At 69.9% G+C, this 24,932-nt stretch carries 31 protein-coding genes, 1 other RNA gene and 1 pseudogene; 18 read left to right on the top strand and 15 right to left on the bottom strand.

Going from position 1 to position 24,932, the window contains the following annotated elements; all coding sequences use genetic code 11:
* Nucleotides 1–14: 14 nt before the first annotated feature.
* Nucleotides 15–872 (bottom strand): CPBP family intramembrane glutamic endopeptidase, encoded by an 858-nt coding sequence (locus tag MKK67_RS10140; protein ID WP_279601544.1) that lies wholly within the window; start codon nucleotides 870–872, stop codon nucleotides 15–17.
* On the opposite strand from MKK67_RS10140, the gene ssrA reads away from it, so the two are divergent.
* From ssrA to MKK67_RS32580, 4 genes are all read left to right on the top strand, one after another.
* Nucleotides 864–1,246: a transfer-messenger RNA gene (gene ssrA, locus MKK67_RS10135) on the top strand. The genes MKK67_RS10140 and ssrA overlap by 9 nt on opposite strands.
* A gap of 66 nt (nucleotides 1,247–1,312) precedes the next feature.
* On the top strand, nucleotides 1,313–1,942 hold the full coding sequence (locus MKK67_RS10130) for an SspB family protein (RefSeq protein ID WP_243963822.1): 630 nt from the start codon (nucleotides 1,313–1,315) through the stop codon (nucleotides 1,940–1,942).
* A gap of 37 nt (nucleotides 1,943–1,979) precedes the next feature.
* On the top strand, nucleotides 1,980–2,240 hold the full coding sequence (locus MKK67_RS10125) for a hypothetical protein (RefSeq protein ID WP_243963821.1): 261 nt from the start codon (nucleotides 1,980–1,982) through the stop codon (nucleotides 2,238–2,240).
* A 4-nt stretch (nucleotides 2,241–2,244) separates the two neighbouring features.
* On the top strand, nucleotides 2,245–2,379 hold the full coding sequence (locus MKK67_RS32580) for a hypothetical protein (protein ID WP_279601543.1): 135 nt from the start codon (nucleotides 2,245–2,247) through the stop codon (nucleotides 2,377–2,379).
* 76 nt (nucleotides 2,380–2,455) lie between these two features.
* On the opposite strand, the gene MKK67_RS10120 is transcribed toward MKK67_RS32580, so the two are convergent.
* Nucleotides 2,456–2,713, bottom strand: coding sequence for a hypothetical protein (locus MKK67_RS10120; RefSeq protein WP_243963820.1), 258 nt, complete (start codon nucleotides 2,711–2,713; stop codon nucleotides 2,456–2,458).
* 61 nt (nucleotides 2,714–2,774) lie between these two features.
* Nucleotides 2,775–4,163, bottom strand: a complete 1,389-nt coding sequence (locus MKK67_RS10115; protein ID WP_243963818.1) for a cytochrome P450 — start codon at nucleotides 4,161–4,163, stop codon at nucleotides 2,775–2,777.
* A 122-nt stretch (nucleotides 4,164–4,285) separates the two neighbouring features.
* On the opposite strand from MKK67_RS10115, the gene fumC reads away from it, so the two are divergent.
* From fumC to MKK67_RS10095, 4 genes are all read left to right on the top strand, one after another.
* Nucleotides 4,286–5,701 (top strand): class II fumarate hydratase, encoded by a 1,416-nt coding sequence (gene fumC, locus MKK67_RS10110; RefSeq protein WP_243963816.1) that lies wholly within the window; start codon nucleotides 4,286–4,288, stop codon nucleotides 5,699–5,701.
* A gap of 108 nt (nucleotides 5,702–5,809) precedes the next feature.
* Complete coding sequence (locus MKK67_RS10105) at nucleotides 5,810–6,016, top strand: DUF4169 family protein (protein WP_243963814.1); 207 nt, start codon at nucleotides 5,810–5,812, stop codon at nucleotides 6,014–6,016.
* 10 nt (nucleotides 6,017–6,026) lie between these two features.
* Nucleotides 6,027–6,257 carry a ribbon-helix-helix domain-containing protein gene (locus MKK67_RS10100; protein ID WP_243963812.1) on the top strand — a complete coding sequence of 77 codons (231 nt, stop codon included), beginning with the start codon at nucleotides 6,027–6,029 and terminating at the stop codon, nucleotides 6,255–6,257.
* A 72-nt stretch (nucleotides 6,258–6,329) separates the two neighbouring features.
* Entirely contained in the window at nucleotides 6,330–6,947 is a 618-nt protein-coding gene (locus MKK67_RS10095; protein WP_243963811.1) for a ParB-like protein, read from the top strand.
* 15 nt (nucleotides 6,948–6,962) lie between these two features.
* Here the strand turns inward: MKK67_RS10095 and MKK67_RS10090 are convergent, their stop codons facing one another.
* Nucleotides 6,963–7,346, bottom strand: a complete 384-nt coding sequence (locus tag MKK67_RS10090; protein WP_243963810.1) for a PRC-barrel domain-containing protein — start codon at nucleotides 7,344–7,346, stop codon at nucleotides 6,963–6,965.
* A gap of 118 nt (nucleotides 7,347–7,464) precedes the next feature.
* Between MKK67_RS10090 and mepA the strand changes: the two genes are divergently transcribed.
* Genes mepA through MKK67_RS10075 form a run of 3 tightly spaced genes read left to right on the top strand, consistent with a single transcriptional unit; the run spans nucleotide 7,465 to nucleotide 8,977 of the window.
* Nucleotides 7,465–8,400, top strand: a complete 936-nt coding sequence (gene mepA / locus MKK67_RS10085) for a penicillin-insensitive murein endopeptidase (RefSeq protein WP_243963809.1) — start codon at nucleotides 7,465–7,467, stop codon at nucleotides 8,398–8,400.
* 19 nt (nucleotides 8,401–8,419) lie between these two features.
* Nucleotides 8,420–8,776: a hypothetical protein gene (locus MKK67_RS10080; protein WP_243963808.1), complete on the top strand. Its 357-nt coding sequence runs from the start codon at nucleotides 8,420–8,422 to the stop codon at nucleotides 8,774–8,776.
* Nucleotides 8,777–8,815: 39 nt separating this feature from the next.
* On the top strand, nucleotides 8,816–8,977 hold the full coding sequence (locus MKK67_RS10075; RefSeq protein WP_243963807.1) for a hypothetical protein: 162 nt from the start codon (nucleotides 8,816–8,818) through the stop codon (nucleotides 8,975–8,977).
* 4 nt (nucleotides 8,978–8,981) lie between these two features.
* Here the strand turns inward: MKK67_RS10075 and MKK67_RS10070 are convergent.
* Both MKK67_RS10070 and MKK67_RS10065 read right to left on the bottom strand, forming a co-directional pair.
* Nucleotides 8,982–9,164, bottom strand: a pseudogene (locus tag MKK67_RS10070) (peptide-methionine (S)-S-oxide reductase); the annotation flags it as partial.
* A 147-nt stretch (nucleotides 9,165–9,311) separates the two neighbouring features.
* Nucleotides 9,312–9,632 (bottom strand): PetM family of cytochrome b6f complex subunit 7, encoded by a 321-nt coding sequence (locus MKK67_RS10065; protein ID WP_243963806.1) that lies wholly within the window; start codon nucleotides 9,630–9,632, stop codon nucleotides 9,312–9,314.
* 151 nt (nucleotides 9,633–9,783) lie between these two features.
* On the opposite strand from MKK67_RS10065, the gene MKK67_RS10060 reads away from it, so the two are divergent.
* Complete coding sequence (locus MKK67_RS10060) at nucleotides 9,784–10,461, top strand: HAD family hydrolase (protein ID WP_243963804.1); 678 nt, start codon at nucleotides 9,784–9,786, stop codon at nucleotides 10,459–10,461.
* 568 nt (nucleotides 10,462–11,029) lie between these two features.
* Entirely contained in the window at nucleotides 11,030–11,368 is a 339-nt protein-coding gene (locus MKK67_RS10055) for a hypothetical protein (protein ID WP_243963802.1), read from the top strand.
* A 7-nt stretch (nucleotides 11,369–11,375) separates the two neighbouring features.
* On the opposite strand, the gene MKK67_RS10050 is transcribed toward MKK67_RS10055, so the two are convergent.
* From MKK67_RS10050 to MKK67_RS10040, 3 genes are all read right to left on the bottom strand, one after another.
* Nucleotides 11,376–12,095 carry an invasion associated locus b family protein gene (locus tag MKK67_RS10050; RefSeq protein ID WP_243963800.1) on the bottom strand — a complete coding sequence of 240 codons (720 nt, stop codon included), beginning with the start codon at nucleotides 12,093–12,095 and terminating at the stop codon, nucleotides 11,376–11,378.
* Between the two features lie 124 nt (nucleotides 12,096–12,219).
* Nucleotides 12,220–12,504, bottom strand: a complete 285-nt coding sequence (locus MKK67_RS10045; protein ID WP_243963798.1) for a hypothetical protein — start codon at nucleotides 12,502–12,504, stop codon at nucleotides 12,220–12,222.
* Between the two features lie 210 nt (nucleotides 12,505–12,714).
* Nucleotides 12,715–13,206, bottom strand: a complete 492-nt coding sequence (locus MKK67_RS10040) for an AAA family ATPase (RefSeq protein WP_243963797.1) — start codon at nucleotides 13,204–13,206, stop codon at nucleotides 12,715–12,717.
* A gap of 380 nt (nucleotides 13,207–13,586) precedes the next feature.
* Between MKK67_RS10040 and MKK67_RS10035 the strand changes: the two genes are divergently transcribed.
* Both MKK67_RS10035 and MKK67_RS10030 read left to right on the top strand, forming a co-directional pair.
* Nucleotides 13,587–14,480, top strand: a complete 894-nt coding sequence (locus MKK67_RS10035) for a hypothetical protein (RefSeq protein ID WP_243963796.1) — start codon at nucleotides 13,587–13,589, stop codon at nucleotides 14,478–14,480.
* A 178-nt stretch (nucleotides 14,481–14,658) separates the two neighbouring features.
* Nucleotides 14,659–14,886: a hypothetical protein gene (locus tag MKK67_RS10030; RefSeq protein WP_243963795.1), complete on the top strand. Its 228-nt coding sequence runs from the start codon at nucleotides 14,659–14,661 to the stop codon at nucleotides 14,884–14,886.
* A 168-nt stretch (nucleotides 14,887–15,054) separates the two neighbouring features.
* Here MKK67_RS10030 and argH read toward each other — a convergent pair whose 3' ends face one another.
* Nucleotides 15,055–16,434 carry an argininosuccinate lyase gene (gene argH, locus MKK67_RS10025; protein ID WP_243963794.1) on the bottom strand — a complete coding sequence of 460 codons (1,380 nt, stop codon included), beginning with the start codon at nucleotides 16,432–16,434 and terminating at the stop codon, nucleotides 15,055–15,057.
* A gap of 42 nt (nucleotides 16,435–16,476) precedes the next feature.
* Between argH and tlpA the strand changes: the two genes are divergently transcribed.
* Nucleotides 16,477–17,118 carry a thiol:disulfide interchange protein TlpA gene (tlpA, locus tag MKK67_RS10020; protein WP_243963793.1) on the top strand — a complete coding sequence of 214 codons (642 nt, stop codon included), beginning with the start codon at nucleotides 16,477–16,479 and terminating at the stop codon, nucleotides 17,116–17,118.
* Nucleotides 17,119–17,426: 308 nt separating this feature from the next.
* Here tlpA and MKK67_RS10015 read toward each other — a convergent pair whose 3' ends face one another.
* A complete protein-coding gene (locus tag MKK67_RS10015) occupies nucleotides 17,427–17,738 on the bottom strand; it encodes a hypothetical protein (protein ID WP_243963792.1) in 312 nt (103 codons plus the stop codon).
* A 111-nt stretch (nucleotides 17,739–17,849) separates the two neighbouring features.
* Here MKK67_RS10015 and nhaA point away from each other — a divergent pair, with 111 nt between their 5' ends.
* Nucleotides 17,850–19,055: a Na+/H+ antiporter NhaA gene (nhaA, locus tag MKK67_RS10010; protein ID WP_243963790.1), complete on the top strand. Its 1,206-nt coding sequence runs from the start codon at nucleotides 17,850–17,852 to the stop codon at nucleotides 19,053–19,055.
* A 46-nt stretch (nucleotides 19,056–19,101) separates the two neighbouring features.
* Nucleotides 19,102–20,859, top strand: coding sequence for a carbamoyltransferase (locus tag MKK67_RS10005; RefSeq protein ID WP_243963788.1), 1,758 nt, complete (start codon nucleotides 19,102–19,104; stop codon nucleotides 20,857–20,859).
* Nucleotides 20,860–20,912: 53 nt separating this feature from the next.
* Here the strand turns inward: MKK67_RS10005 and MKK67_RS10000 are convergent, their stop codons facing one another.
* From MKK67_RS10000 to MKK67_RS09985, 4 genes are all read right to left on the bottom strand, one after another.
* Nucleotides 20,913–21,269, bottom strand: coding sequence for a hypothetical protein (locus MKK67_RS10000; RefSeq protein ID WP_243963787.1), 357 nt, complete (start codon nucleotides 21,267–21,269; stop codon nucleotides 20,913–20,915).
* A gap of 77 nt (nucleotides 21,270–21,346) precedes the next feature.
* Nucleotides 21,347–22,018 (bottom strand): haloacid dehalogenase type II, encoded by a 672-nt coding sequence (locus tag MKK67_RS09995; RefSeq protein ID WP_243963786.1) that lies wholly within the window; start codon nucleotides 22,016–22,018, stop codon nucleotides 21,347–21,349.
* Nucleotides 22,019–22,098: 80 nt separating this feature from the next.
* Nucleotides 22,099–23,625, bottom strand: coding sequence for a murein biosynthesis integral membrane protein MurJ (murJ, locus tag MKK67_RS09990; protein WP_243963785.1), 1,527 nt, complete (start codon nucleotides 23,623–23,625; stop codon nucleotides 22,099–22,101).
* Between the two features lie 337 nt (nucleotides 23,626–23,962).
* A complete protein-coding gene (locus tag MKK67_RS09985; protein WP_243963784.1) occupies nucleotides 23,963–24,562 on the bottom strand; it encodes a superoxide dismutase in 600 nt (199 codons plus the stop codon).
* Nucleotides 24,563–24,932 lie beyond the last annotated feature (370 nt).

The following is a 24,932-nucleotide window of genomic DNA, read 5'->3' as shown; positions in this document are numbered from 1 at the left end:
GCGTCGTCCCGCGCTCAAGTCGGCCAAAGCACGTAGGTCACCAAGGCGAGGTTCGACCAACCGTGCAGGGCGATGCCGGGCCAAAGCCGGCCGGTGCGCCAGCGCAGCCAGCCGAGCACCAGCGCCAGGGGCAGCAGCGAGACCGGCCGGGCGAGCCCCCAGGACGAGACGTGGGCAGCGGCGAAGATCACGGCGGTGACCAGCACGGCGCCGACGGGCCCCAAGGCCTCCCGGGCGCGGGCGAAGGCCTCGCCGCGCAGCAGCAGTTCCTCGGCCACGGGGGCCAGCACCGCAAGGTAGAGCAGCCAGGCCACGACCGCGCTCTGGCTCATGAACGGCGACAGCGTCACCCGCCGGCCGAAGCTCGCGCCGAACAGCTCGGCCGTGCCGGTGACCCAGGCGATGTGCAGCACCGGCCAGACCAGGAGAAGCGCCAGCAGCGCCACCGGGCGAATCCCGTTCGGGCGCTCACGATCGAGCGCCAGGCGCCGGCGCCAGCCGGCCCGATCGCGCCACCACGCCCCTCCGAGCACCAGGGCGGCGAGGTAGACCTGGCGCAGGGCGTCGACCGCGAAGGCGCGGTGGGCGAGGTCCACGGCGCCGAGGAACGGGCGCCGCTCGGGCGGCAGGAACGGGTCGATCCCGGCCCACAGGTCGAAGCCGACGCGGACGCTGGCGAGGGAGAGCAGACTCGCGGCGCCGAGATAGACGAGCACGAGGGCGACCAGGACACCCAGGCGCCAGACAGCGCCCCAGATCCGGTCGCGTCGGCGTGGCCCGTCGGGCGCGGAACCGCGCGACTGCGCATTTCCGGCAACAGCCGCGTCAAGAGGTTCGCCCTGAGACAGTGGCGCGACACGATCGGGCTTCAAAACCGGACCGATCCCCTCTATATCTTGGGAGCCGGTCGCGAGGCCGGCTATGGCGATAAACGGTCTTCGGAATAAACCTATCGGACCCGGGGGCGGTACCCGGCGCCTCCACCTGAGCCCAGGACCGATGGCCGCAAGGCGGTCGGAGATGGACTGGTCTCAGGCGGGGGCGAAGCTAGGATCGACGAAGGCGTAAAGGTTGATCTTTCGCTCGGCATGGTTCCGCCGTTATCGGGCCTCTGCAACAGTTGCCAACGACAACTTTGCTTCGGTGGCGGTGGCCGCGTAAGCGGTCTCCAAGATCGGTCTCAAGTCCTAGCGGTTCGCATCGTCTAGGCGGGGCATGAAGGCGCCTGGCACCAGAAGCCTTCACTCATTTCCTCGGTCCGGCCATCCGCGGCGGGGCGCCGGGCGCAGACCGGGCTAGAGCGCGACCGCAGATGGCAGACGACCTGATTCGCTACGATCTCCTGGTGCAGGACGCCCTCCGCGGCGTCGTCCGCAAGGTGCTGACCGACGCCGCCCGGGACGGGCTGATGGGCGACCATCACTTCTACGTCTCGTTCCGGACGGAGGCGCCCGGCGTGCGGATGTCGCAGGCCCTGCGCGAGAAGTACCCGCAGGACATGACCATCGTCCTGCAGCACCAGTTCTGGGACCTTAGCGTCCACGAGCACACCTTCGAGGTCGGCCTGTCCTTCTCGGGCGTGCCGGAGCGGCTGCTGGTGCCGTTCGACGCCCTGTCGGGCTTTTTCGACCCCTCCGTGCAGTTCGGCCTGAAGTTCGACCTCACCGAGGCTGGCGAGGTGCCCGAGGAGGCCAACGCCGCCCCGGCCAAGGCCGGCCCCCGCGGGGCAGGGTCCGAGCCGAGCGAAGTCCGGCCGAAGGGGGCTGGGCTCGCCACGATCGGCTCGGCCGCCCCGAAGGTGCTTCCGGCCCCCGCCGCTCAGGGCGACAAGCCGCCCGGCGCCAAGCCAGAGGAGAAGGCCCCCCGCCCCGCCGCCAAGAAGGACGGTGAGGAGGGCAGCGCCGAGGTCGTGAGCCTGGACGCGTTCCGGAAGAAGAGCTGAACTCTCCGGGCCGAATCGACGGCCCGGGGATTCATCGGTGGACGAGACTGTCGCGCAGCCGATCTTGTCGGCGGCGGAGCGCAAGCATCGCGCGAAACGATTCAATGAAGGCCTTAAGCTGGCCGCGACACTGCTGAACTCGTCAGCCATCGCGACCATCGGTATCGCGGTCATCAATCCGATCGCACAACGGCATCTTGATCTGCTCGCCGATGGCGGCTGGACTTTGCTGATCGCTGCCGTCGTCCTACATGTGATGGCTCAGATCATAATCCGATTCCTGCGTCAGGAGGATTGATCGGATGACCCAGGCCTACGCAAACCAGATCCTCGGCATGGCCTTCGGACTGTCGGCGACGATCTTCATCGGTACTTGGATCGCGAGCCGCCTTTACGACCGCAAGACCCGGCAGCTCGATGGGCCGCGCAGCAAATGAGCTGACCTTACCCACATGACCGCCGCCTGGAAACGCAGGTGCAGCTTATCGCATCGCCTTTTCCTGCGAACACCCGTCACGGGCCGAGCAGTTTGACGAAGGCGGCACCCGCCCCGAAGAACGCGGCCGCGGCGGCCATGCCGGCGAAGCCGATCGAAAGCGGGGCGAGCACGCGATCTCGGCCGACCTTCAAGGTCTCGGCCTGAAGCTTGGATTGCTCCGCGATCAGCTTGCGCTGCTCAGCGACGAACTTTTCCGTCTCCGCGTTGGACCGCAAAACGCGGGCGACCTGCTCGGCGTAGTCGAGCATGGGGGGCGCTGCGGTATCGGACATCGGGGAATCTCCCTCAACCCGGTCCACAAGGTGCGAACCGGCAGGGACCCCGTCAAGCTGTTCAGCCCCGCAACTCCGCCTCCATCCGCAAGCCGTGCTCCGGCCGGAGCGTGACCCGGTGGAGGGGCGTGACCGGCGGGTGATCGGCCGGCAGATGGAAGCGCACCGCCCGGACCACGTGGGCCAGCACGATCACCGCCTCCTGGATCGAAAAACTCTGGCCGATGCAGACCCGCGGGCCGGCACCAAATGGCAGGTAGGCGAAGCGCGGGATCGCGTCCCGGTTCTCGGGCAGGAAGCGTTCCGGCATGAACGCCTCCGGGTCCTCCCACAGCGTCTGATGGCGGTGGAGCACCCAGGGCGCCACCATCACCAGCGAGCCGCGCGGGATCTTGATCCGACCGAGCCGGTCGTCCCGCGTCGCCTGCCGGCTGAGGAACGGCACCGGCGGGAACAGGCGCATCGCCTCCTCGATCACCGCCCGCGTGTAGGGCAGCTGCTCGACGGCGAAATCGCCCTCGCCCGCGGCGTCGACCTCGGCCTCGACCCGCGCCTGCGCGGCGGGATCCTGCGACAGGCAGTAGAGCGACCAGGTCAGGGAATTGGCCGTGGTCTCGTGCCCGGCCGCGATGAAGGTGACGATGTTGGCCTTCACGGCGAGGTCCGAGAGCCCGTTGCCGGTCTCGGGATCCTGCGCGGCGAGCAGCAGGGTCAGCAGGTCGCGCGGCGCCTCGCCCCGCTCCATCGCCGCCTTGCGCCGGGCGATGAGTTCATCGACCACCTCGGCGAAGAAACGCCCGGCCGGCCGCGCCCGCAGGCGGCCAATCCGCGGCACGAAATCGGGCACGCCGAAGACGTCGAGCGGGTCGATCGGCCCCACCGCCTCGAGAAACCGGGTGATGGCGCGGCCCAGCGCGTCGGGATCGCCGGGCAGGCCCTGGGTAAAAATCGTCCGCTCCAGCACGTCGAGGGTGACGCGGGTCATCTCCAGGGCGACATCGACGGGCTTGCCGCCCCGGCGGGCGAGGCGGCGCCCGAGCTTGGCGCCGGCCGCGTTCATCGCGTCGGAAAAACCCTGGACGGTGCGGGCGTTGAAGATCGGCGCGAGGGTCCGGCGCTGGAGCCGCCACTCGTCGCCCTCGGCGCTGAGCAGGCCGTTGCCCAGGCCCGGCGCCAGCACCCGGCGCTGGAGGTCGTCCTTGCGGTAACCCTCGACATTCTCGACCAGGAGATAGCGAATCAGCGCCGGGTCGTTGACCACGGTGATCCGGCCCATGGCGCCCTCGGCGGCCACCACCGGCTCCTTGAAGTGCACGTCCATCCAGGTGGTGATCGGGTTCTTCCGGGCAGCCCGGAGGAAGTCGAACAGGCCCAGCGGCTCGCGCAGCGGGCGCGGCACCGGAGGGCGAAACCGGGTCGCGGGCTCGGTCAGGTCGATCGTCGCGCTCATCGGCTCCTTATCCGGCGGGAACAGAGCCCCGCTCTTGTCCGGCGCCGGGGAAAAACCGGCATCGCGATTCACCGGCGCCTCATTTAAGTAGGCACCGCACTGCACCAAACGTAGAGGCCACGATGTCGCCCACCGAGACCGGAACCGCCACCCGCACCGAGTCCGATACCTTCGGGCCGATCGAGGTCCCGGCCCACCGGTATTGGGGGGCGCAGACCCAGCGGTCGCTCCAGAACTTCAAGATCGGCACCGAGCGCATGCCGGCCCCGCTGGTCCACGCGCTGGGCTTGGTGAAGCAGGCCGCCGCCCTGGTGAACAAGGATCTCGGCGCGCTGGAGCCCAAGCTCGCCGATGCCATCGCGGCTGCCGCCGCCGAGGTCGTGGCCGGGAAGTACGACGAGGAATTCCCGCTGGTGGTCTGGCAGACCGGCTCCGGCACGCAGTCGAACATGAACGCCAACGAGGTGATCGCCAGCCTCGCCAACGAGGCCCTGGGCGGCAAGCGCGGCGGCAAGACGCCGATCCACCCGAATGACCACGTCAACCGCGGCCAATCCTCGAACGACACCTTCCCGACCGCGATGCATATCGCGGTGGCAAGGGAGATCAGCGAGCGGCTGATGCCGGCGCTGACCCATCTGCACACGGCGCTCGACGCCAAGGCCAAGGCGTTCGAATCGATCGTCAAGATCGGCCGGACCCATCTGCAGGACGCGACTCCGGTCTCGCTCGGCCAGGAATTCTCCGGCTACGCCGCCCAGGTGGCGCTCGGCGGCTCGCGCGTCGCCGCGACGCTGCCCGGCGTGCTGGCGCTCGCCCAGGGCGGCACCGCCGTCGGCACCGGCCTCAACGCGCATCCCGAATTTGCGGACAAGTTCGCCGCCAAGGTCGCGGAGCTGACCGGGCTGGAATTCACCAGCGCCGCCAACAAGTTCGAGGCGCTCGCCACCCACGACGCGCTGGTGTTCACGCAGGGCGCGCTCTCGGCGCTGGCCGCCGGCCTGTTCAAGATCGCCCAGGACATCCGCCTGCTCGGCTCCGGCCCGCGCTCGGGCCTCGGCGAGCTGTCGCTGCCGGAGAACGAGCCCGGCTCCTCGATCATGCCCGGCAAGGTCAACCCGACCCAGTGCGAGGCGCTGACCATGGTCTGCACCCAGGTGGTCGGCAACGGCACCACGGTGAGCTTCGCCGGCTCGCAGGGTAATTTCGAGCTGAACGTGTTCAAGCCGGTGATCGCCAACGCGGTGCTGCAATCGATCCGGCTGCTCGCCGACGCCGCGGTGAGCTTCACCGACAATTGCGTGGTCGGCATCAAGGCCAACGAGGACAAGATCGCCGAGCTGATGAGCCGCTCGCTGATGCTGGTGACCGCGCTCGCCCCCTCGATCGGCTACGACAAGGCCGCCGAGATCGCCAAGACCGCCCACAAGAACGGCACCACCCTCAAGGAGGAGGCGCTGCGCCTCGGCTACGTCACCGAGGCGGAGTTCGAGCGCGTGGTCCGGCCGGAGACCATGCTGGCCCCCAGCGCCGATTGATTTGCGCGCAAGTCCCGGCTTCACAAGGTCCGGGACCTTGTGCGGGTCCAGGGCGGAGCCCTGGTCTCTGGGGGGCTCCGCCCCCAACCGTGAGCCGGGAGGCGATCCGTGGCCGAGATCATCAACCTGCGCCAGGTCCGCAAGGCCAAGGCCCGCGCGGCCGAGGATGCCAAGGCCGAGGAGAATCGGATCGCTTTCGGGCGTCCGAAGAAGGCCAAGACGCTGCAGCAGCGGCGCAAGGCCCTGGAGATCGACCGCCACGAGGGCCACCGGCTCGAGCGCGGCGAGCCGGATTCCGATTCATCCCCATCATGACGCGCGCATCGTGAGCGCGGGCGTCAGCAAGCGCTCGGTGGTGATCGCGGGCCATCGCACCAGCGTGTCCCTGGAGGATCCGTTCTGGACGGCGCTCCGGGAGGTCGCGGAGGCGCGCGGCCAATCGGTCCAGGCGCTGATCGGCGCGATCGATGCCGGGCGCGGCGGCCAGAACCTGTCCTCGGCGATCCGGGTGTTCGTGCTGGACGCGGTGCGCGCCGGGCCGATCCGCGAAACGTGAGCGCCTCCGGCCTTCCCGTCTGCGACCCGTTATGGGAAGGGCGTGACAGAACCACGCAGGAGACTCGACCGAATGGCCAACCGCGAACCGCTGCTCAAGCCGATCCCGATCACCGAGCTGCGCCCGACGCAGATGACGGTGGGTTACCGGGAGGTCGCCGAGAAGCGTCGCCGCTGGCGGCAGTATGACGGCGAGAAGAAGAAGGCGTTTCTCGGGGCACACATGATCCCGACCGTGCTCGGGCCGAAGAAGCGCCATTACGTGATCGATCACCACCATCTCGCCCGGGCACTTCAGGAAGAGGGCGTCGAGAGCGTGCTGGTCACGGTGGTGGCCGACCTGCACCACCTGGAGAAGGATGCGTTCTGGACGGTCTGCGACCACAAATCCTGGGTCTACTCTTACGATGCCGAGGGCGTGCGGCGGGATTTCAAGGACATCCCGAAGGCGATCGCCGACCTCGCCGACGACCCGTACCGCAGCCTCGCGGGCGAGTTGCGACGGGCCGGCGGCTTCGCCAAGGACACGACGCCGTTCAGCGAGTTCCTGTGGGCGGACTTCTTACGCCGCAACGTCAAGGAGAAGCGCGTCGAGAACGACTTTTCCGACGCGCTGGAGAAGGCGATGGCGCTCGCCAAGTCCAAGGACGCCGGCTACCTGCCGGGCTGGTGCGGTCCCTCGGAGGGCTGACGGACCGGCGCCGGGTCAGATCCCCCAATAGGGCGCGGCGTCGTAATACCGATGAATCTGCTCCTCCCAGGCGCCGTCCTGCGCCGGGTCGGTGCCCTCCGGGGTGCGGGCGGGGGCGGCGCGCAGCTGCTCCTCGGTGAGGTCGAGCACGTAGGCGTCCTGCCCCGGCTCGAACCGCAGCACCGACCACGGCAGCGTATAGAAATCCTCGCCGAGCCCCAGGAAGCCGCCAAAACTCATCACCGCATAGGCGACCCGGCCGGAGACCTTGTCGAGCATCAGGCGCTCGATCCGGCCGACCTTGCCGCCGTCCGGCCGGCGGACATCCGTGCCGATCACCCGATCGCTGGCGATCAGGCTGCGCGGCTGCCGCGGTGCGGGTTGAGGATTGGCCGCCATACTCGCCTCCCGGGTCGTGCGTCGTGTTTCGCGCGCTGCCTGAAAAACGCCCCGGCGATGCCTCACGTTCCGGTCCGGGCCTGCGCCCGCCCCCTCAGACGGACGAACAGCTCCCCGCATGCCGATTCCGCGCCTCACCCCGAGCCCCGTCGCGGGCGTTGCCCTCGCCGCCCTTCTCCTGTCCGCCGCGGGGGCGCAGGCCCAGGACCGCGGCAGCGTCAACCCGAAGCCGCTGCCGCCGCTGGAGCACCCGGACGCGCCCTCGACCCCGGCCAAGGCCCTGTTCGGCCGGGTCACCCGCGCCTCTTCCGGGCCGGCCCACATCTACGGGTTCTACGCCAAGGGCTGCTTCGCCGGGGGCGAGGCGCTGCCGATGGATGGGCCGAACTGGCAGGTCATGCGCCCGTCCCGAAACCGGATGTGGGGCACGCCGGTCCTGATCGATTTCGTCGAGCGCCTGTCGCAGAAGGCTGCCCGGGTCGGTTGGCCGGGCCTGCTCGTCGGTGACATGGCCCAGCCCCGCGGCGGCCCGATGATCACCGGTCACGCCTCGCACCAGATCGGCATCGACGCCGATATCTGGCTGACGCCGATGCCCGACCACCGCATGAGCCGGGCGGAGCGCGAGGAGACCTCGGCCACCGACATGGTCCGCCCGGACCGCCTCGACATCGACCCGGAGGTCTGGACGCCGACCCATCTGCAATTGATCAAGCTCACCGCCGAGCAGCCGGAGGTGGAGCGCATCTTCGTCAACGCGGCGATCAAGAAGGCCCTGTGCCGGGAGGCCTCGGGCCGGAGCTGGATGTCCAAGGTGCGCCCGATGTACGGGCACAATTACCATTACCATATCCGGCTCGCCTGCCCGGCCGGCCAGGACGATTGCCAGCCCCAGGGCGCGCCCGTCGCCGGGGATGGCTGCGACGACCTGAGCTACTGGTTCTCCGACGCGGTGCTGCACCCGAAGCCGCCGAAGGTGCCGCCGAAGCCGAAGCCCGCCATGACCATGGCGGCCCTGCCCTCCGCCTGCCGGGCGGTGTTGAAGGCGCCTTAGCCCGATGGAGTATCCGCGCATGCGAATCCGCAGCCTGTTGCCGACGACCCTCGTCCTGGCCGTCATCGCGGCGCCGGCCTTCGGCCAGGCGCCGGCGGAGCCGCCGGCCAACGCCCTCAAGGCGGCCAAGCTCGCCGGCCTCGCTGGTTTCGTGAACGTCCATTGCCAAACGCTGCGGACCGACGGCGACCGCTTCAAGAGCGTGGTCCAGGCGATGGGCGTCGATCCGGCCGACCTCGAACGCGATACCCTGCTGTTGCAGGCCCGATCCTACCTCGCCGTCTACGAGAAGGATGTGCCGGCCAGCTGCACCCGGGCGGAGGAGCTGTTCGGCCGGACCGGGAAGGTCGTGCCGGGCGTATTCGTCCCGCGCTGAGCGTTCGCCGAACCGGGCGCGCCGTGCTAGGGCCAGCGGATGCCCCGCTGGCTTTTCCTCATCCTCGTCACCGCCCTCGCCCTGTCGGTCTTCGGCGGGGTGCTCATCGTCCTGCGCAGCCCGAGGAGCACCCCGCAGCCCGAAGCGGGGGCCGTCACCGCCCCCGCGGCACCGGTGCCGCGTCCGGCCGGCAACCCTTAAAAAATCAGGCCGCGATCCCGGTCCCCACCGAGCAGCGCATTCCGGTGCCGCCGAAGCCGCAATAGCCCGCCGGATTCTTGGCGGGGTATTGCTTGTGGCCGCCTTCCGCAGAGAAGGTCTCCAGCGGAACGATCTCGGTGGTGATGTCGGGAAAGTTGCGCGCCCGCAGGGCCCCGGCATAGGCCGTGTATATCGGGCCGGTGCGGGACGCCGCGGGCGCGGTGGTCTACGTCTTCGCCTCGCAGATCGACGTCATCGAGCACTCCGCGCTGACCGCCGAGGTCGCGCGGCTGAAGGACGAGCTCGCCGCAGCCCAGGCCCGGCTGGCCGCCCGTCAGGGCTTCGTCAGGAACCCGATCGGCTCCCGGCTGGGCTGGCCGAGCCAGAGCAGGACTGCGCCGAGCCCCAGGCCGATCAGCGAGGCCGGGGCGAGGGTCAGCGGCAGGCCGAGCAGATGCCAGAGCCAGGGCGCCGCCCCTTCGAGGCTGCCCTGCAGGGTGCCGGCCCTGTCCTTGAACAGCGTGGCGATCACGTCCGAGAGCGGCGTCACCCGCAAGCCATTGTTGGCGATCGAGCGGGCGCCGTCATAGACCAGCGCGACGAAGCCGCCGGCCATCAGCAGGAAGCCCAGGACGCGGGCCAGGAAACGGAACATCGCGGGGTCTTCTGAGCCATGCCTGCGCGCCCCGGGAGGCGCCCGCCCCGGGAGTATGGGGCCGGGCCGCCGGGTGCAAGCTGTTGCCGCTCCGGGCGAGCCCATGCGACAGGAACGCCCGGCGGCACGGGGCCGTCGAGGACGATTGACCTTGGACGCGCACGCCCGAAAACTCGGCCTGGTGATCTTCGATTGCGACGGCGTCCTCGTCGACAGCGAGCCCCTGAGCCTCGCCTGCCTCACCGCCGGCCTCAACCGGATCGGCGTCCCCATCGATCTCGAGACCGTCCGGTCGCGCTTCACCGGCACCTCCATGGTGTCGATCATGGATCACGTCGCGCGCGATTACGGGGTCACCGCACCCCCGGGCTTCGTCGAGGCGGTCAAGGCCGAGACGCTGGCCCTGTTCGATGCCGAACTGCGCGCGATGCGCGGCGTCGCGGAGGCCGTCGCGGCTTTGAGCCTGCCGGCCTGCGTCGCGTCGAGCAGCGACCCGGTGCGGCTGCGCCACTCCCTGAGCCTGACCGGGCTGCTGCCGCTGTTCGGCGAGCGCGTCTTCTCCTCGGCCCAGGTCGCCCGGGGCAAGCCCTTCCCCGACCTGTTCCTGTTCGCCGCGGAGCGCATGGGCGCTGCGCCGGAAGCCTGCCTGGTGATCGAGGACAGCGTGCCCGGCGTCACCGCGGCCAGGAGCGCCGGCATGCGGGTGGCCGGCTTCACCGGCGGCGGCCACTGGGGCCACGACCCCGCGGGGGCCGACCTCCTGCGTGCCGGCGCCGGCCGGATCTTCTCGGATTTTTCCGATCTCGCCGGGGTGATCGCCGGGGCTTGAGCCATCGCGTCTCCCGGACGGGCCGCCGGGACCGGCTTCCTGCCAAGCTGGGCGCGAAAATCGGAAGCCCGTTCCGTTGACGGGCTGGCGGCCCGGGCCCATCTTTGTCCTCGCCGAACGGGACGGACCTCCTGGCCCGCTTCCTCGGCCGCGGTGATTTGAGAAGCGTAGCTTGCGCCGCGTCATCAAACGCTAAAGCACTGCGACGGCGCCCGCGCCGCGTGGTCCTTCACTCTGGAGGACATGGATGTCGACCCGAACCGGCTCCTTTCGTCACCCACTCCGTCATGCGCAAGCTGTGCCGATCCATCGGCGGCTCTGTCGATGCCGCGCGGGTCGCGAAGCGGTTTTCACGTGGAAACCCTGGATCCGATCCAAAGCCTGACCGGCTCGCCGAGGCAGGATCGCTGCGAGCGCGACGCCGACCGGCCATAGCGCGTTCGTCACATCAGGGGCCTAGAGACCGCACGATCGACGTGATCGGCGAGGCTTGAGCCGCACCGACCCTCAGAACCTATCCCCGCATTCCGGCACGGCCCTGGCGCCGGCCAAGGCAGGATTCCGTCCCATGCACAGTCTCGATGTCGCGCTTCCGCCGACAGACCGTCCCGACCCCTTCACCGAAGACCTCACGCCCGACGACGTCACGCTCTCCGACCGCGCCGCGGCGGACCGGGCTGAGCCGCCCCGGGTGATCGAGATCGGCGAGGTCACCGCCGGCATCGCCGTGCCGGAGGGCCGCGGCGTGCGGTTCTTCTCGTCGTCGCGGGACTTCGACGGCCTCGACGGCACCGTGTTCCGCAATACCGAACAGGCGGCCCGCGCCGCCCGCGAGCGGGTTGCGGCCCGCGCCCGCTCGGCTGCCCATCGCGATCCGGTCGCCGAGCTGCGCCGGCGTCGGGCCTAAAGAGCCGCTACTTGGCGCACTCGTCCCGTGTGCGCTTCATCGCCTCCGCGAACCCGGCGAGCGCATATTCGTCGCTCGTCGGGTTGCCGCGCAGCGAGGTGGTCTTGATGATGAGCTTCGGGTTGCGTGCGCTCATCTCGGAAACGACCCGGGCCTCCTCGGCGGGGTTCTGCAGCCAGGCGTTGCCGTCCTTCACGACCAGGCCGTAGCGGCCGGTGCCGAGATTGAGGCTCGGGTCGGTGGGTGCAGCCGCCGAGCCCGGCTTGATCTGCGAGGCGGCGGGCTTCGACGGGAAGCCCAGCATCACCGCCACCTCGTTCTGGACGTTCTCGCCCTTGCGCACGCTCACGAACAGGTAGGCGGTGTCCCGCTTCAGGGTCTTGGGCGAGCGCGCCTGCGGCTGGGCGATGGCGTAGCACAGCTTGGCGCGACCATCGCCGTTCACGAACACGTTCCAGTCGCCGAAGATCGCCACCGGCGTCGCCTGCTGCATCCCCGGGGGGGTCGCGGCCTTCTTCTCGGCCCGCGGCGTCCGCTCGCGGCGCGGCCGGCGACCGCGCTTGCTCGGGGCGGCGTCCGAAACACCGTCCGGCTCCAAATCCTGGGCCTGGGCGACCGTCGCCGACAGAACCGTTCCGCCGACCATGGCCCCAACGAGGCCCGTGACGAGACCGGATGCGAGCAGGGCGAGGGCTCCGACCGGGAGCAGGCGGGGGACGCGGACCATCTTCACTTCCTGACGACGGGCGGCCCCATCTGGGGCCGGACCGGGGATCTGGAGGAGTGAAGCCCGCGCAAAAAGTCGGCAAGATGGCAGCCAAGCTCGAAGGCGGCCAACAGTGCGCAGCGGTTCAGACCGCCCGTACCTCGGCAGCCAGGGCTGCGATCACCGCCGCGGGGACTGCTGCCACGGGGTCTGGCGCCGTCACGGCGGGCGCGACCACGTTCGGCTGCGCCGGCAGCGGACGCTTGCGGGGCGGGTCGTTGTAGGGGGTGTTGTAGCCCTTGCGGACGGCCGACCAGTAGGTCTCCCGGGTCAAGCCCGAACCTGTCAGGGCGGCATCGATCATGGCCGTTGCCCGTGCCGCGAGTTCGGGCACGTCTTCCGGCTTCAGCCAACTCTCGACAGGCATCATGCGATCTCCGATCCACACAGCCGAGCTTCTAACGGACCAGACTTAGCCAGACGGTGAACGCGCAGGCCCCCGGATGGTTGCGATGCACAAATTTCGGCTCGGCCTGTGGGCGGGTGTGGGTAGCCGTGCCCTGGCAGAGACCACGGACACAATTCCTGAAGCCGCAGATGGCGTGATCCGTGGCCATACGGGCCGATGCCGGCAGTGCCTTTATGGGCGATGAAGGATCACGTTGAACCCCTCCTCCGGAGTCGGCGCCACGAAATATTGGGTAAACAGCTCGAACTCCGCGTCCGTCACCGTGAAATCGTGCGTGCCCGAGGCGTTCCGCGCCCGCAGGCGCGCTTTGCAGACGTCATCGGAGACGTCGAGAGAGTGGAGCCGATGGGCGACGCCCGCTTCCTCGAACAGGGTGCGCATCCACGCCCGGCTGGCCAGCGTGTTCGCGGGGAAATCCAGCACCACCGAGAGCCCGGCCCGGAGCAGGTCGACCACGTGCGGACCCATCACGCTCCGCAGGCGGGCCGAATGGCGCACATAATCGGCCAGGCCGGTCTGCGCGTCGGGATAGAGCCGGGCGAGCCAGCGATCCTCCGCCACCACGATGGTGCCGGGATGGGCGCCGAGGCCGGCGGTCAGCGTCGATTTTCCGGCAGCGATCTTGCCGCATACGAGATGCAGCACCGGTTCCTGGGCAGGCATGAGCTTCGACCTTGGGGACGGCGCACCGGGCGCCAAAACGTTCACGAGCGGGCAGACCCGGCCTGACGGATCAGGCCGGGTCGTTAATTCGGCTGCGCATCGCAGCGCCCGCGCGGTGAATCGACAAGGTCATGGAGAATCGATGCCAGCTTTCATCCGCCGAGGCTAGAGGCGACCCATCGTGATGGCGGAGCGCGATGCGGAAAGATATCGAAGCCGCCCGGTGAGCGAAATGACTTGCGCTGGGCGAGGGCAGATTTCTGCGCTCACCATCATAAACCGAGAGTTGAATTTGCGAAAAGCTTTAGCACAGCGTATGTATTTCTTGCCGATCTGGTCTGATTCCATCGGCGCTCGACAGTTCCGCGCGGCAGGTGGCCATGGTTGGATCTGTGAACCGGGTGGCGGCGATCGAGGGGCCTCAGCGCCCGGCCGCGCACAAGCCCGCGAGCCCGGAGGTCGCGGCCGACGCGCACGGGACGGCACAGGAGGGCAAGGCCGGCGCGGAGCCGGATGAGGATGCGCGGTTGGCGCCTCCGGACCGGCTGGGCTACGCCAAGCTTTCCCAGATCAGCAGCGTGCTGATCACCCTGGCCTCGGCGCGGACCAGCCAGCGGGACGTCGCAGCCTTCGCGCTCCAGGAAGCCGAGCGGAAGCTCCGGCGGCTCAAGGCCGAAGCCCTCGCGGCCGTCGTCTCCGGTGACAGGAAGGCGGCAGCGCTCATCGCCCAGGACTTGGCCAAGGTGGCCCGGGAGGTCGCCGATATCGCCCGGGACTACGCCGCTGCAGGCGGTGAGCCAGGCGTCACGGCGGCCAGCCTCGCCGAGGTGACGGCGGCGATCGATATGGGTGCAGCCCCTGGACAGGACGCGACCAGTTCGGAGACGCCACAGGCCGCATCGAGCGCGCCCGCAAACGATCCGGACGCGGTGGCAGCACAGAGCCACGCGACGGCGGACGATCCGAGCGCGGCGTCACCGCATCCGACCACCGATGACGCTGAGCAGCCCCGATCCTTGCCGGAGGACGAGGCCTATCCCGGCACCCGGCTCCGGCAAGGATCGGGCGGTCAGGGCGACGACACCTTCGAGGCGGACGTGCGCAGGCTGCTGGACGAGGCCGCGGCGTCGAAGCGGGCGATGGAGCGGGTCCTGCACGGCCAGCCGGTCTTGCCGGACGCCACCAGTCCGGTGATCGAGACCAGATCGGCCCTCCAGACCGGCCTCGCCACGCTGGTCACCCGGCCGACCGCGCAGGGTCGCGTCCGGGCCTGAAGGGCGACGCAAGGCGGATCAGTTCGGCGGTGCCAGAGCGTTTGCCGCCGAAGCGGGTTCCGGTTCGGTGTCGGCGAGCGCATCCCGTCAAGGACTTAAAGCATCATCCCGAAAGGTCGCGTCCGACGTCCGGGATGATGCACGATCGAGATCTCAGGAAACCGCAGGGTATTGTATCGTGGACAAGATCAGTGCGACGACGGCCCATTCCTCCGCGCATCACGCGTCCAGGGCGAGCCGCGCGGATAAATCCAACGGGCCCGACAAGACCAGCCGGCAGGCGACTGAGAACAAGGTCGTCGAAGCCAAACTGGAGCGCGACGCGCAAACCAAAAAGGTGATCGATAGCCGGCCGTCGCAGGCACACCTGAAATTTCAGGCCTCGCTGCGTTCGACGCACAGCTAGAAAAAGAGGCTGCAAAATCAAAGTCCCAGCGCGCCGTCTTGATTCCGGTATTCAGGACGATGCGCCAGTGGGGTTGGGCGGTGGAGCCTAAGAGGAGCCAGGGCTCCGCCCTGGACCCGCAAAAGGTCGAAGACCTTTTGAAACCAGGATTGTCCGCCGCCAATGCGCTCAGCCGAGCCGCTCGATCCAGCTCTGCGCCTGTGCCCGGACGTTGTCCGGCGCGGTGCCGCCGTAGCTGGTGCGGCTGGCCACCGAGTTCGCGACCCCGAGCACGGCATAGACCGCGTCGGTGATGCGCGGCTCGGCCTCCTGCATCTCGGAGAGCGGCAGCTCCTCCAGCCCGACGCCCTTGGCCGAGGCGGCGCCGACCAGACGGCCGGTGACGTGGTGGGCCTGGCGGAATGGCAGGCCGAGCTCGCGCACCAGCCAGTCGGCGAGGTCGGTGGCGGTGGCGTAGCCGGAGCCGGCGGCTTGGCTGAGCACCGCGGCGTTGGGCTCCAGGTCCTTCACCATGCCGGTCATGGCGGCCAGACACAGGGACAGGGCCTGGAGGGCGTCGAACGTGCCCTCCTTGTCCTCCTGCATGTCCTTGGAATAGGCGAGCGGCAGCCCCTTCATCACCACGAGCAGGCCGGTCAGCGCGCCGATGATCCGGCCGGACTTGGCCCGCACCAGCTCGGCCGCGTCGGGGTTGCGCTTCTGCGGCATGATCGACGAGCCGGTGGTGTAGCCGTCCGACAGCTTGACGAAGTTGAACTGCGCCGAGGTCCAGACCACCAGCTCCTCGGCGAAGCGCGAGAGATGCACGGCGCAGATCGAGGCGGCGGCGAGCGATTCCAGGGCGAAGTCCCGGTCGGCCACCGAATCGAGGGAATTCGCGGTCGGCCGGTCGAAACCCAGGGCCGCCGCAGTGGCGTGCCGGTCGATCGGGAAGGAGGTGCCGGCGAGCGCCGCGGCGCCGAGGGGGCACTCGTTGAGCCGGGCCCGCGCGTCGCGGAACCGGCCGCGGTCCCGGGCCAGCATCTCGACATAGGCCAGGCAATGGTGGCCGAAGGTCACTGGCTGGGCCGACTGGAGATGGGTGAAGCCCGGCATCACCGTGCCGGCATGCTTCAGCGCAGTCTCGGCCAGGGCGCGCTGCAGGTCGGCGGCCTGCTGGTCGAGGGAGTCGAGGGTGTCGCGCACCCACAGCTTCATGTCGGTGGCGACCTGGTCGTTGCGCGAGCGCGCCGTGTGCAGGCGCCCGGCCGCCGGCCCGACGATCTCGGTAAGCCGGCTCTCTACCGACATGTGGATGTCCTCGAGTTCGCGCTTGAACACGAAGCGCCCGGCCTCGATCTCGTCGCGCACGGACTTGAGCCCGGCCTCGATCGCGGCCACATCCTGTGCCGGAAGGATGCCAGCTGCGCCGAGCATCGCCACATGCGCCAGCGAGCCGCGGATATCCTGGGGCGCGAGGCGCTTGTCGAATCCGATGGAGGCGTTGATCTCCTCCATGATCTCCGCCGGGCCGCTGGCAAAGCGGCCGCCCCACATCCGGTTGCTCATGTCGATCCTTCCGCGCCCTGAACGTCCCGGCAGGCAAGCCTGATGCCCGGCCGCACCACTCTGATGGCCGGCGCTGGCTTCGCCGCGCTCGCCGTCCTCGGAACCGCCCTATACGGGAGCGGTCTCCTGCCCGGCAACACGGGCGCGGCGTCCCAGCCCTGCGCGGGTGCCACCCCGGCGCTGGCCCGGCTCGACGCCGCCGCCAAGGGCGAGGTCGCGGGCATGCAGGCCCTGAAGCAGGCGCGGCCCGCGCCCGAGATCCGCTTCAAGGGGCCGGACGGCGCCGAGACCGGGCTCTCCGACCTCAAGGGCCGGCTGCTGCTGGTCAATCTCTGGGCGACCTGGTGCGCGCCCTGCAAGGCCGAGATGCCGGCGCTCGACCGCCTTCAGGCGGAACTCGGCGGGCCGGATTTCGCCGTCGTGGCGATCAATGTCGACACCCGCAACCTCGACAAGCCGCCGGACTGGCTCAAGCAAGCCGGCATCCACGCCCTCGCCTTCTACGCCGATCCGGGTGGGCGGGTGCTGCCCGCGATCCAGCGGGACACCCAATCCCCCGGCCTGCCGACCACGCTGCTGATCGACCCGCAGGGCTGCACGATCGGCGTGATGAAGGGCCCGGCCGCCTGGTCGAGCCCGGACGGGTTGGGGTTGATCCGCGCGGTTTTGGGAAAGGTGTCGTGAGGGGACGGCGCCTCAGTTGCACCCTACAGAGCCTGTTTGACCGGTTTATCCGACCCTCGCCCTCATCCTGAGGCGCCGGGCGATCGAAGATCGTTCGGCCTCGAAGGAGCCCTCCAGGGATCGCGCGGGTTCTGGAGGGCTCCTTCGAGGCCTCCGCTGCGCTCCGGCACCTCAGGATGAGGGGAAAGATTGGGATATCCGTCGCTCGGGACCGCCTTCCGACCGAGATCGCGAAGTCAGACAGCCTCTCAGAAGAGCCGCCTCTCAAGCGCTCATTGCTGCATCAGATCGGGATCCTCGTGATGGCTTCAACAAGAGCCGGTATCGAGATCGTGGTCCGGTCCGAGCCGTCCCGCCGTGCGGCCGAGGAAATCCGCGACCGGATCGGATTGCGCCAGGAGCGCCAGGGCGACCATGCCGAGCTCGGTCGTCGACGTGATGCCCGCCTCGCGCTTGGCAGCGTCCACCAGGGCGGGCGGCACACGGAAGCTCACATGCTCGGACGTGTCTCCGTCGAGCAGCCCCGCTCGCCGCGCTTCCTCCAGCACAGCGGCCTGGATTCGTGCGGCCGGTCGCGGCGCCCGCTTCCGTTGCGCGGATGTGGTTTTCGGTACAGCCATCCCTGCACCTCCGACTTTCGAATGCCGGCAGGATAGCGCAAGGCGACATACGCGGACAGATGGCTCCCCGCCCCTTGCCCCCGCCCCCAAACCACGCCAAGCCTGCCCGCGATGAAGCCGCCTTCGACTCCCGGCCGCGCCCCGCAGGCCCGGGGCCGGCGCCCGCTCTCGGCCATCCGCACGATGCTCGCGAGCGAGGCGGCGGGCGGGCTGATCCTGATGGCCGCGGCGGCGCTGGCGCTCGTGGTCGCCAACGGGCCCTTCGCCGAGGCCTACGCACACGGGCTCCACGCACCGGTCGGGCCGATGAGCGTGCAGCACTGGATCAACGACGGCCTGATGGCCGGCTTCTTCCTGCTGGTCGGGTTGGAGATCAAGCGCGAGGCCCTGGATGGGCGGCTGCGGACCTGGCCGGACCGGGTGCTGCCGGGCATCGCGGCGTTCGGCGGCATGGCGGTGCCGGCCCTGGTCTACGCGGCGGCCAATCTCGGCGCCGGGACCCTGCGCGGCTGGGCGATCCCGGCGGCCACCGACATCGCCTTCGCGCTCGGCGTCCTGGCGCTGCTCGGCAAGCGGGTGCCGGTCTCCCTAAAAATCTTCCTGAGCGCCGTGGCCATCGTCGACGATCTCGGTGCCGTGGTGGTGATCGCGCTGTTCTACGGCTCCGGCCTCGATGTCGGGATGCTGGGACTGGCCGCCCTCGTGCTCACTAGCCTCTACGGCCTCAACCGGGCCGGCGTGACCTGGCTGTCGGCCTATCTCCTGCTCGGCCTCGTGCTGTGGGTGCTGGTGCTGCGCTCCGGGATCCACGCCACGGTGGCGGGGGTGCTGCTGGCCTTCACGATCCCGATCCGGGTCAGCCCCGGCCGGCCGGAAGACGTGGAGTCGCCGCTGCATCGGCTGGAGCACGCCCTGGCGCCCTGGATCACCTATCTGGTGGTCCCGGTCTTCGGCTTCGCCAATGCTGGCGTCGATCTGACCGGCCTGACGCGCGACGCCCTGCTCCAGCCGGTGACCCTCGGCATCGCCGCGGGGTTGTTCCTGGGCAAGCAGGCCGGCGTCTTCGCCAGCCTACGGCTCGCCGTCGCGCTCGGATGGGCGCAGCGTCCGGCCGGGGCCGGCTGGGGCCAGGTCTACGGCGTCGCGGTCCTGTGCGGGATCGGCTTCACCATGAGCCTGTTCATCGGCGGTCTCGCCTTCGCGGATCCGCAGCACGAGACCGCGGTGAAGCTCGGCGTGCTCGCGGGCTCGGCCCTCTCGGGTCTCGCGGGGGCGGCGATTCTCCTGCTGGCTCCGCGCCCCGGGGCAATCCGGTAGCCCCGTCGGGCTCCGTCGCGCAGGAAAATGCGCTACCTGCCTCTCCATGCGCTTCTATCTCGGCCTCGCCACCACCTTCCACGACCCGGCGCTCGCCCTCGTCGGGCCGGACGGCACCCTGCTGTTCGCCGAGGCCGCGGAGCGGTTCCTCCAAGTCAAGCGTGCCCCGAATTGCGAGCCGGACAACCCGGCCCAGGTGACCGCGCTGCTGCAGACCTACGTGCCGCCCGGCTCGGAGCTCGTCGTCGCCTCGTCCTGGGGGCAGCAATTCACCGATTTCCTGCGCGGGCAGGCGCAGGCCGGCACCTTCGACCTGATGGCGCTGGCCGCCCACACCACGGCACTCAACCGCTCATTCGTACCCGAGCAGGCGGAGCGGGTGTTCATCGCCGACCTGCACGCCGCCCAGGCTCGGGCCGGCCACGGCACGCTGCTGGCGCTCCTCCAGGAGGGCCGGGCCACCGGCGCTGCGCCGCGTGCGATCGTCGCGGCGCAGCGGCGCTACCCGCACCATCTCTGCCACGCCGCCTACGGGCTCTGGGGCAGCCCCTTCGACGCGGCCACCGCCCTGGTGGTCGACGGCATGGGCGAGACCGGCGCGGCGGCGCTCTACCGGCTGGAGGGCGGCCGGATCACGGAGCTGCGCCGCCACCGCGGGCGCGGCTCGCTCGGCTTCCTGTACGGGCTGATCACCGATCTCGCCGGCTTCGACCAGATAAAGGGCGAGGAATGGAAGATCATGGGGCTCGCCCCCTACGGACGCCCCGACCCGGAGCTGGCCGCCCTCCTGGCCCAGCTCTGCACCATCGAGGCCGGACGGCTGCGCTTCGCCGAGGCCGCGACGATCCAGGCGGTCGCCGCCGAGATCCAGGCGCGCCGCCCGGCGGACGCCCTGGACACCGGCTGGGCCGACCTCGCCCGCTGCGGCCAGGATTTTTTTGGGACTTTGATGGACGTGCTGGTGGCGGAGGCCGCCGCCCTCGGCCCCTCCGACAACCTCGTGATCGCCGGCGGGTGCGGGCTCAACTCCTCCTATAACGGCCGGGTGCTCGGCCGCTCCGGATTCACCCGGCTGCACGTGCCCTCGGCGCCGGCCGACGACGGCAACGCGGTCGGCGCCGCCTGGCTGGCCTACGCGGAGGACAATCCGGGCTGGCCCGGTCCGCCCCCCGAGCAGCGCCCGCTGACGCCCTATCTCGGCTCCCGGGTCTCGACCACCGCGATGGAGCGCTTGGCCGAGCAGGAGCCGCGGGCCAAATGCGTCGGGCATGCAGAGGCGACCCGGGCTGCGGCAAAAATCCTGGCCGCGGGCGGGTTGGTCGGCTGGGTGCAGGGAAGGGCCGAGTTCGGTCCCCGGGCGCTCGGCAACCGCTCGATCCTGGCCGATCCGCGGCCGCAGGGCGCCAAGGACGCACTCAACGCCAAGGTGAAATACCGCGAGGCGTTCCGGCCGTTCGCGCCCGCGATCCTGGCCGAGGCCGGGCCGGACTGGTTCGAGGCTTACGCCGACAGCCCGTACATGGAGCGCACGCTCGTCTGGCGTGCAGAGGTGCGCGGCAAGGTCCCGGCGGTGGTCCACCAGGACGGTACCGGCCGGCTCCAGAGCGTCACGCCCGCGCGCAACCCGGCCTTCGCGGCCCTGATCCGCGCCTTCGCGAACATCACCGGGGTGCCGATCCTGCTCAACACCAGCTTCAACGTGATGGGCAAGCCGATCCTCCACAGCGCGGAGGACGCGATCCTGATGTTCTACACCACCGGACTCGACGCCCTCGTGGTCGAGGATTGGCTGGTGGTGAAATGACGAACGCCGCGCCCCCGGGGGGACGCGGCGCCGACGAGACGATCGTAAAAAATTTACTCGCAGACTTCGACGCGGCGGTAGGTGAACTCGCCGTCGCCGAGCCACTCCTTGCGGCGCTCGTAGTGGCAGATCGGGCCGCGGCGCTCGCGCACCACCACGGTCTCGGGCTCCTCGACCAGGACGCGGCGCGGGCGATACTCCGGCGGCGGGGGCGGCGGCTGGTTGGCGCCGTTGATCAGGGCGCTCCCGACCACGCCGCCGACCACGCCGGCCGCAAGGCCGCCGACGATCGCACCGGTCTGGTCGCGGGCGGTAGCCGGGGCGACGGCCCCGAGCACCAGGGTCGCGGCGAGGGCGGCGGCCCCGGCGCGGATCGTCGTGAAGGAACCGTTCGTGGACACGCGCAACATCTCCCGTTCGTGTTGAGGACGATCCAACACCGGGACGATTAAAAATCTCCGAAGCGGCGCCTCGCGCTGGCGCGGGTTCAGAGCAACCCGTCGAGCGAACCGATCACGCTTGTGGGAGCGAGGTCGGCGTATTCGTCCGGCAGCCCCCTGCGGTTCACCCAGGCGGTCCGGAACCCGAAGGCGCAGGCACCGGCCACGTCCCAGCGATTCGAGGAGCAGAACAGCACGTCCGCCTCCCCGACCGCGAGCCGGGTGAGCGCGGTCCGGTAGGCGTCGGGGTGGGTCTTGAACACCTGCGCGTCGTCCACCGAGAGCACCGCGTCGAGATGGTCGGCGAGGCCCGCCGAGGCCACGGCGCGGTCGACCATGGCGGCGTTGCCGTTGGTCAGCACCGCCGTGCGCAAGCCTCGCTTCTGCAGCACCGCCAGCACATTCGGCACCTCCGGGTAGGCGTCGAGGTCGCGATAGGCGTCGAGCAGCTTCTCACGCAGGCCGGGATCCACGCCCGGATGCAGCGCCAGGGCGTGATCGAGGGCGCGCACCGTGAGGTCCCAGAAGGCGGCGTAGCGGCCCATCAGCGACAGGGTCCAGCTGTATTCCAGCTGCTTGTTGCGCCAGACTTCGGAGAGGTGATCGGCATCCGGCCCGACCAGCTCGGCGTAGCGCTGGACCGCGGCGTTCACGTCGAACAGCGTACCGTAGGCGTCGAACACGACGGCCTTCACGCCTGCGAGCAGGTCCTTGGTCATGGCGTTCCTCACTGGGCGCTCGGGGACGATGTGGGACTCGCAGGCGCGGCGGCGAGCCCGGCTCGATGGGACGGGCTCTCTCAGGCCCGGCGCAGACGCAGGCCGAACAGGTGCAGCAGGCCGGCCAGCAGGCCGCCATAGATCGCCGCTCCGGCCAGCCCCAGCACCGCCAGCACGGCGATCTCGCGTCCGTGCAACAGGGCCGGTACCAGCGCCTCAGCGAGGCCCTGGCCGTAGACGGCCACGCCCGCCAGCGCGAGGCAGGCGAGGCCGACGCCCAGGACCGTGAGGCCCAAGGTGCGGCCCGGCGCCGTCCAGCCGCGGCGCTTGGCCAGGACGACGAGGATCAGCAGGTTCACCCACTGGCTGACCGCCGTCGCCAGCGCCAGGCCGGTGACGCCGTAGGGCCCGGTGAGCCAGAGCTTCAGCGCGACATTGACGAGAATCGCCGTCAGCGACGCCCAGAGCGGGGTCTTGGTGTCCTGGCGGGCGTAGAAGCTCGCCACCGCGCTGCGCACCAGCACCACGGCCGGCAGGGCGAGCCCGTAGGCGGCCAGAACCGAGGCGGCCCGGGACGCGTCCTCGGCGCTGAAGGCGCCGCGCTGGAACAGGGCCGCCATGATCAGGCCCGGGATGGTCAGGAACGCCACCGTGAACGGCGCCGACAGGGCCAGGGAGAACCCCGCCGCCCGGTTCTGCGCCGCATGCGCGCCGGCGACGTCGCCGGAGGCGAGCCGCCGGCTCATCTCCGGCAGGAGCACCGTGCCGGCCGCGATGGCGATCACCCCGAACGGCAGCTGGTAGAGCCGGTCGGCATAGTACAGGGCCGAGACCGCCCCGGTGGGCAGCCAGCTGGCGATGATCGTGTCGGCGAAGGTGGCGATCTGGAACCCGGCCGCCCCGATCACCGCGGGCCCGAGCACGACGAAGAACCGCTTCAGCGCCGGGTCGGGGCGCGGCACGGCGAGGTCGGGCATCACCCGGGCGCGGCGGCAGCCCCACCACAGCAGGCCGAATTGCAGCACCCCCGAGACCGCGACGCCCCAGGCGGCCGCGTAGGCGGCGTTGGGGAACAGGAAGCTCAGCGACAGGGCCGCCAGCATGGCGAGGTTGAGCAGCACCGGCGCCCCGGCCGCCACGGCGAAGTGCCGGTGGGCGTTGAGGATGCCCGACAGCAGCGTCACCAGGGTCATGAACAGCAGGTACGGGAAGGTGATCCGGGTCAGCGCCACCGCGAGCTGGAAGCGCTCGCCATCCTCGGCAAAGCCCGGCGCCAGGGCGTGGACCACCCAGGGCATCGCCGGCAGGGCGAGGTTCAGCAGCACCAGCTGCACGATCAGCATCAGGGTGAAGACGCGGTCGGCGAAGTGATGCGCCGCCCCGGAGGCGCCCGCCTCGGCGAGCCCGGCATAGGCCGGCACGAAGGCGGTGTTGAACGCGCCCTCGCCGAAGATCGCGCGGAAGTGGTTCGGCAGCCGGAACGCGACCACGAAGGCGTCGGCCATGGGCCCCGCGCCCATCACGGCGGCCATCACCACGTCCCGGGCGAAGCCGGTGACGCGCGAGACCAGGGTCCAACCGCCCACCGAGAGGATCGAGCGGATCATGGATCCACCCGCTCTCCGCGGCTCCCCTCCCCCCTCTGCGGGGGAGGGTACCCTGCGCAGCAGGGGGGGAGAGGGGCAGCGCGACGGTTCAGGATCTGAAGCCCGTCGCGATTTCTCCGGAAGCCGGGTTCCCCTCTCCCGACCCTCGCTGACGCGAGGGCCACCCTCCCCCGCAGAGGGGGGAGGAAGTCCCGGGGAAACGTCGCGGGTATCGAACGAACGGAAATGACCGGACCCTTTGCACCGGGTCGGCCCGGCTCGTTGCATCAAGAGCCGGTTTCGGCCCGTCTCTCAAGGGCCGGCAGGCGCGCGCAGCGCCCGCCGGTTCGTCGATGCCTCAGGCGGTCGCTTCGCCGTACAGCTTCTCGACGTACTCCCAGTTCACCAGGTTCTCGATGAACGCCTTGAGGTAGTCGGGCCGGCGGTTGCGGTAATCGATGTAGTAGGAGTGCTCCCACACGTCGACGCCCAGGATCGGCTTGGCGCCGTGGACCAGGGGGTTCTCGCCGTTCGGGGTCTTGAGGATCGCGAGCTTGCCGTCCTTGACGGCGAGCCAGGCCCAGCCCGAGCCGAACTGGCCGATTCCCGCCTGGATGAAGTCCGCCTTGAACTTCTCCGCGCCGCCGAGATCCTCGTCGATCTTCTTGGCGATCGTGCCGGGAATCGCGCCGCCGCCGTTGGGCTTCATCCAGTTCCAGAAGTGGAGGTGGTTGAAGTGCTGGCCGGCATTGTTGAAGAGCGGCTGATTCGTGTTGTAGGCGGCCTTGACGATCTCCTCGACGCTCTTGCCCTGGAGATCCGTGCCCTCGAGCAGCTTGTTGCCGGTATCGACATAGGCCTTGTGGTGCTTGTCGTGGTGGAACTCGAGGGTTTCCTTCGACATGTACGGCCCGAGCGCGTCGTAGGCGTAGGGCAGTTCCGGCAGCGTGAAGGTCATTGGCTCTGTCTCCGCTTGGAGCACGATGCGGACAAACCGGAGCCCGGCCTTCCGAGATCATCGTGCGATAACAATGGGCTGGAGCCTGCCGTGCTTCGCGAGAAACAGCGGCCCGCGCCAGCCTTGGGCGGCCTCGTCCCCGGCGGGGGCTTCCGGGTCACGATCAGCTAGGTAAGTCGGTGCCCGCGCAACGGCAACGCCGCTGCGGCCAGGCTTGGCGCGAAGTTCCGGCGGATGCGGGCACCGCCGCCGCGGAGATCCGGCCCGACGATACGTGAGAACCGGTATCCCGAACAATCTCGCCGCCGGGTTTTGCAATATGACCGCAAGGCCTTACTGTGCGGCACGCCGTAAGCGTCGGCGGTTAGCC

This window comes from Methylobacterium sp. J-072 (assembly GCF_022829425.1).
Classification (GTDB): domain Bacteria; phylum Pseudomonadota; class Alphaproteobacteria; order Rhizobiales; family Beijerinckiaceae; genus Methylobacterium.
The sequence above is the reverse complement of the archived record's forward strand: the minus strand, read 5'-3'. Positions and strand labels throughout refer to the sequence as shown.

What these genes read in the sequence shown, in the direction of transcription:
- murJ (WP_243963785.1), bottom strand. Translation starts at nt 23,625, where the DNA reads ATGATCCGCTCGATCCTCTCGGTGGGCGGTTGGACCCTGGTCTCGCGC.
- mepA (WP_243963809.1), top strand. Translation starts at nt 7,465, where the DNA reads ATGCCGATTCCGCGCCTCACCCCGAGCCCCGTCGCGGGCGTTGCCCTC.
- MKK67_RS10040 (WP_243963797.1), bottom strand. Translation starts at nt 13,206, where the DNA reads ATGCCTGCCCAGGAACCGGTGCTGCATCTCGTATGCGGCAAGATCGCT.
- MKK67_RS10050 (WP_243963800.1), bottom strand. Translation starts at nt 12,095, where the DNA reads ATGGTCCGCGTCCCCCGCCTGCTCCCGGTCGGAGCCCTCGCCCTGCTC.
- MKK67_RS10075 (WP_243963807.1), top strand. Translation starts at nt 8,816, where the DNA reads ATGCCCCGCTGGCTTTTCCTCATCCTCGTCACCGCCCTCGCCCTGTCG.
- MKK67_RS09995 (WP_243963786.1), bottom strand. Translation starts at nt 22,018, where the DNA reads ATGACCAAGGACCTGCTCGCAGGCGTGAAGGCCGTCGTGTTCGACGCC.
- argH (WP_243963794.1), bottom strand. Translation starts at nt 16,434, where the DNA reads ATGAGCAACCGGATGTGGGGCGGCCGCTTTGCCAGCGGCCCGGCGGAG.
- MKK67_RS10000 (WP_243963787.1), bottom strand. Translation starts at nt 21,269, where the DNA reads ATGTTGCGCGTGTCCACGAACGGTTCCTTCACGACGATCCGCGCCGGG.
- MKK67_RS10130 (WP_243963822.1), top strand. Translation starts at nt 1,313, where the DNA reads ATGGCAGACGACCTGATTCGCTACGATCTCCTGGTGCAGGACGCCCTC.
- MKK67_RS10080 (WP_243963808.1), top strand. Translation starts at nt 8,420, where the DNA reads ATGCGAATCCGCAGCCTGTTGCCGACGACCCTCGTCCTGGCCGTCATC.
- MKK67_RS10055 (WP_243963802.1), top strand. Translation starts at nt 11,030, where the DNA reads ATGCACAGTCTCGATGTCGCGCTTCCGCCGACAGACCGTCCCGACCCC.
- MKK67_RS10015 (WP_243963792.1), bottom strand. Translation starts at nt 17,738, where the DNA reads ATGGCTGTACCGAAAACCACATCCGCGCAACGGAAGCGGGCGCCGCGA.
- MKK67_RS10065 (WP_243963806.1), bottom strand. Translation starts at nt 9,632, where the DNA reads ATGTTCCGTTTCCTGGCCCGCGTCCTGGGCTTCCTGCTGATGGCCGGC.
- MKK67_RS10045 (WP_243963798.1), bottom strand. Translation starts at nt 12,504, where the DNA reads ATGATGCCTGTCGAGAGTTGGCTGAAGCCGGAAGACGTGCCCGAACTC.
- MKK67_RS10005 (WP_243963788.1), top strand. Translation starts at nt 19,102, where the DNA reads ATGCGCTTCTATCTCGGCCTCGCCACCACCTTCCACGACCCGGCGCTC.
- MKK67_RS10115 (WP_243963818.1), bottom strand. Translation starts at nt 4,163, where the DNA reads ATGAGCGCGACGATCGACCTGACCGAGCCCGCGACCCGGTTTCGCCCT.
- nhaA (WP_243963790.1), top strand. Translation starts at nt 17,850, where the DNA reads ATGAAGCCGCCTTCGACTCCCGGCCGCGCCCCGCAGGCCCGGGGCCGG.
- MKK67_RS10090 (WP_243963810.1), bottom strand. Translation starts at nt 7,346, where the DNA reads ATGGCGGCCAATCCTCAACCCGCACCGCGGCAGCCGCGCAGCCTGATC.
- MKK67_RS10035 (WP_243963796.1), top strand. Translation starts at nt 13,587, where the DNA reads ATGGTTGGATCTGTGAACCGGGTGGCGGCGATCGAGGGGCCTCAGCGC.
- MKK67_RS10095 (WP_243963811.1), top strand. Translation starts at nt 6,330, where the DNA reads ATGGCCAACCGCGAACCGCTGCTCAAGCCGATCCCGATCACCGAGCTG.
- MKK67_RS32580 (WP_279601543.1), top strand. Translation starts at nt 2,245, where the DNA reads ATGACCCAGGCCTACGCAAACCAGATCCTCGGCATGGCCTTCGGACTG.
- tlpA (WP_243963793.1), top strand. Translation starts at nt 16,477, where the DNA reads ATGCCCGGCCGCACCACTCTGATGGCCGGCGCTGGCTTCGCCGCGCTC.
- fumC (WP_243963816.1), top strand. Translation starts at nt 4,286, where the DNA reads ATGTCGCCCACCGAGACCGGAACCGCCACCCGCACCGAGTCCGATACC.
- MKK67_RS10120 (WP_243963820.1), bottom strand. Translation starts at nt 2,713, where the DNA reads ATGTCCGATACCGCAGCGCCCCCCATGCTCGACTACGCCGAGCAGGTC.
- MKK67_RS09985 (WP_243963784.1), bottom strand. Translation starts at nt 24,562, where the DNA reads ATGACCTTCACGCTGCCGGAACTGCCCTACGCCTACGACGCGCTCGGG.